Source organism: Ruegeria sp. CF8, from assembly GCF_056537285.1.
In genome coordinates this window covers 1-1,157 of record NZ_JBQFRG010000023.1, presented here as the reverse complement: position 1 = coordinate 1,157, position 1,157 = coordinate 1, and the positions used below count along the sequence as shown (strand labels likewise).

The window sequence follows — 1,157 nt, the reverse complement described above, 5'->3', positions numbered from 1 at the left end:
ATGGCAAAGGAAAAGTTTGAGCGTACAAAACCGCACGTCAACATCGGCACGATTGGCCACGTTGACCATGGTAAAACGACGCTGACCGCAGCAATCACCAAGTATTTCGGTGACTTCAAAGCGTATGACCAGATTGACGGTGCGCCGGAAGAGAAAGCGCGCGGCATCACCATCTCGACCGCCCACGTGGAATACGAGACCGACAACCGCCACTATGCGCACGTTGACTGCCCCGGCCACGCCGACTACGTCAAGAACATGATCACCGGTGCTGCCCAGATGGACGGCGCGATTCTGGTTGTGAACGCAGCAGACGGCCCGATGCCGCAAACGCGTGAGCACATCCTGCTGGGCCGCCAGGTTGGCATCCCGAAGATGGTCGTGTTCATGAACAAAGTTGACCAGGTTGACGACGAAGAGCTGCTGGAACTGGTGGAAATGGAAATCCGCGAGCTGCTGTCTTCGTATGAATACCCCGGCGACGATATTCCGATCATCGCAGGTTCGGCTCTGGCCGCGATGGAAGGCAACAACCCGGAAATCGGCGAAGAGAAGATCAAGGAACTGATGGCGGCTGTTGATGAGTACATCGACACCCCTGAGCGTGCTGTTGACCAGCCGTTCCTGATGCCGATCGAAGACGTGTTCTCGATCTCGGGCCGTGGTACCGTTGTGACCGGTCGTGTTGAGCGTGGCGTGATCAACGTTGGCGACGAGATTGAAATCGTCGGCATCCGCGACACTTCGAAAACCACCTGCACCGGCGTTGAAATGTTCCGCAAGCTGCTGGACCGCGGTGAAGCGGGCGACAACATCGGCGCGCTGCTGCGTGGTGTTGACCGTGACGGCGTTGAGCGTGGCCAGGTTCTGTGTAAGCCGGGTTCGGTTACACCGCACACCAAGTTCGAAGCCGAAGCCTACATCCTGACCAAGGAAGAAGGCGGTCGTCACACCCCGTTCTTCGCGAACTACCGTCCTCAGTTCTACTTCCGTACAACTGACGTGACCGGCACCGTGACCCTGGCCGAAGGCACCGAGATGGTCATGCCAGGCGACAACGTGTCGTTCGGCGTTGAGCTGATCGCACCGATCGCGATGGAGCAGGGCCTGCGCTTCGCGATCCGCGAAGGTGGCCGCACCGTCGGCGCCGGCGTCGT

Annotated in this window: 1 protein-coding gene; it reads left to right on the top strand. The window is 59.1% G+C overall.

The genetic code is table 11. From position 1 onward, the window contains the following. Window positions 1–1,157: elongation factor Tu (tuf, locus tag ACR0EV_RS23985; RefSeq protein WP_480802410.1), on the top strand; the 1,157-nt coding region annotated here is incomplete at both ends.